Here is a 2986-nt window from a genome sequence, read left to right as displayed (position 1 = left end):
CATATTATATGGTTAAGTCCTCGATCTATTAGTATTCGTCAGCTCCACATGTCACCATGCTTCCACCTCGAACCTATCAACCTGATCATCTTTCAGGGATCTTACTAGCTTACGCTATGGGAAATCTCATCTTGAGGGGGGCTTCATGCTTAGATGCTTTCAGCACTTATCCCTTCCGCACATAGCTACCCAGCTATGCCCTTGGCAGAACAACTGGTACACCAGCGGTGCGTCCATCCCGGTCCTCTCGTACTAAGGACAGCTCCTCTCAAATTTCCTACGCCCACGACGGATAGGGACCGAACTGTCTCACGACGTTCTGAACCCAGCTCGCGTACCGCTTTAATGGGCGAACAGCCCAACCCTTGGGACCGACTACAGCCCCAGGATGCGATGAGCCGACATCGAGGTGCCAAACCTCCCCGTCGATGTGGACTCTTGGGGGAGATAAGCCTGTTATCCCCGGGGTAGCTTTTATCCGTTGAGCGATGGCCCTTCCATGCGGAACCACCGGATCACTAAGCCCGACTTTCGTCCCTGCTCGACTTGTAGGTCTCGCAGTCAAGCTCCCTTATGCCTTTGCACTCTACGAATGATTTCCAACCATTCTGAGGGAACCTTTGGGCGCCTCCGTTACACTTTAGGAGGCGACCGCCCCAGTCAAACTGCCCACCTGACACTGTCTCCCGGGTCGATAAGACCCGTAGGTTAGAATTTCAATACAGTCAGGGCGGTATCCCACCAGCGCCTCCACCGAAGCTAGCGCTCCGGTTTCAATGGCTCCCGCCTATCCTGTACAAACTGTACCAAAATTCAATATCAGGCTACAGTAAAGCTCCACGGGGTCTTTCCGTCCTGTCGCGGGTAACCTGCATCTTCACAGGTACTATAATTTCACCGAGTCTCTGGTTGAGACAGTGCCCAAATCGTTACACCTTTCGTGCGGGTCGGAACTTACCCGACAAGGAATTTCGCTACCTTAGGACCGTTATAGTTACGGCCGCCGTTTACTGGGGCTTCAGTTCAGAGCTTCGCTTACGCTAACCCCTCTCCTTAACCTTCCAGCACCGGGCAGGTGTCACCCCCTATACTTCGCCTTACGGCTTCGCAGAGAGCTGTGTTTTTGCTAAACAGTCGCTTGGGCCTATTCACTGCGGCTTTCCGTTAAGAAAGCACCCCTTCTCCCGAAGTTACGGGGTCATTTTGCCGAGTTCCTTAACCAGAGTTCTCTCGCACACCTTAGGATTCTCTCCTCGCCTACCTGTGTCGGTTTGCGGTACAGGCACCTTTTATCTCGCTAGAAGCTTTTCTTGGCAGCGGGGAATCAAAGACTTCGCTCCATAAGGAGCTTCCCCATCACAGCTCAGCCTTCACGATAAGCGGATTTGCCTACTTATCAGCCTAACTGCTTGGACGTGCACAACCAATCGCACGCTTCTTCTATCCTTCTGCGTCCCTCCATTGCTCAAACGATAAAGAGGTGGTACAGGAATATCAACCTGTTGTCCATCGCCTACGCCTGTCGGCCTCGGCTTAGGTCCTGACTAACCCTGAGCGGACGAGCCTTCCTCAGGAAACCTTAGGCATTCGGTGGACGGGATTCTCACCCGTCTTTCGCTACTCATACCGGCATTCTCACTTCTAAGCGCTCCACCAGTCCTTCCGGTCTGACTTCACTGCACTTAGAACGCTCCCCTACCACTGATACCATTGGTATCAATTCGCAGCTTCGGTGGTGTATTTAGCCCCGGTACATTTTCGGCGCAGAGTCACTCGACTAGTGAGCTATTACGCACTCTTTAAATGGTGGCTGCTTCTAAGCCAACATCCTAGTTGTCTAAGCAACTCCACATCCTTTTCCACTTAATACACACTTTGGGACCTTAGCTGGCGATCTGGGCTGTTTCCCTCTTGACTACGGATCTTATCACTCGCAGTCTGACTCCTAAGGATAAGTCATTGGCATTCGGAGTTTGACTGAATTCGGTAATCCGATGAGGACCCCTAGTTCAATCAGTGCTCTACCTCCAAGACTCTTACACTTAAGGCTAGCCCTAAAGCTATTTCGGGGAGAACCAGCTATCTCCAGGTTCGATTGGAATTTCTCCGCTACCCACACCTCATCCCCGCACTTTTCAACGTGCGTGGGTTCGGGCCTCCATTCAGTGTTACCTGAACTTCACCCTGGACATGGGTAGATCACCTGGTTTCGGGTCTACGACCACGTACTAAACGCCCTATTCAGACTCGCTTTCGCTGCGGCTCCGCCTCTTCAGCTTAACCTTGCACGGGATCGTAACTCGCCGGTTCATTCTACAAAAGGCACGCCATCACCCATTAACGGGCTCTGACTATTTGTAGGCACACGGTTTCAGGATCTCTTTCACTCCCCTTCCGGGGTGCTTTTCACCTTTCCCTCACGGTACTGGTTCACTATCGATCACTAGGGAGTATTTAGCCTTGGGAGATGGTCCTCCCAGATTCCGACGGAATTTCACGTGTTCCGCCGTACTCAGGATACATTCAAGAGAGAACGAAGTTTCGACTACGGGGTTGTTACCCTCTACGACGGACCTTTCCAGGTCGCTTCGTCTACCTCGTTCCTTTGTAACTCCGTATAGAATGTCCTACAACCCCAAGAGGCAAGCCTCTTGGTTTGGGCTATGTTCCGTTTCGCTCGCCGCTACTCAGGAAATCGCATTTGCTTTCTCTTCCTCCAGGTACTTAGATGTTTCAGTTCCCTGGGTCTGTCTTCCATACCCTATGTATTCAGGTAAGGATACCATACCATTACGTATAGTGGGTTTCCCCATTCGGAAATCTTCGGATCAAAGCTTACTTACAGCTCCCCGAAGCATATCGGCGTTAGTCCCGTCCTTCATCGACTCCTAGTGTCAAGGCATCCACCGTGCGCCCTTTCTAACTTAACCAAACTAAAAATTAAAAAATATGAGCTACACTGTTATCTAGTTTTCAAAGAACATAC

Annotated in this window: 1 rRNA gene; it reads right to left on the bottom strand. The window is 51.2% G+C overall.

Features of this window, described 5'->3' with window-relative positions:
• Positions 1-8: 8 nt before the first annotated feature.
• A 23S ribosomal RNA gene (locus OXT04_RS29410) occupies positions 9-2930 on the bottom strand.
• Positions 2931-2986: the final 56 nt, after the last annotated feature.

It is taken from the genome of Bacillus sp. GC_Bacil_1 (assembly GCF_026540675.1).
Lineage (GTDB): Bacteria > Bacillota > Bacilli > Bacillales > Bacillaceae_G > Bacillus_A > Bacillus_A cereus.
Note: the sequence above shows the minus strand (reverse complement) of the source record. Positions and strands in the feature narration are given on the sequence as shown.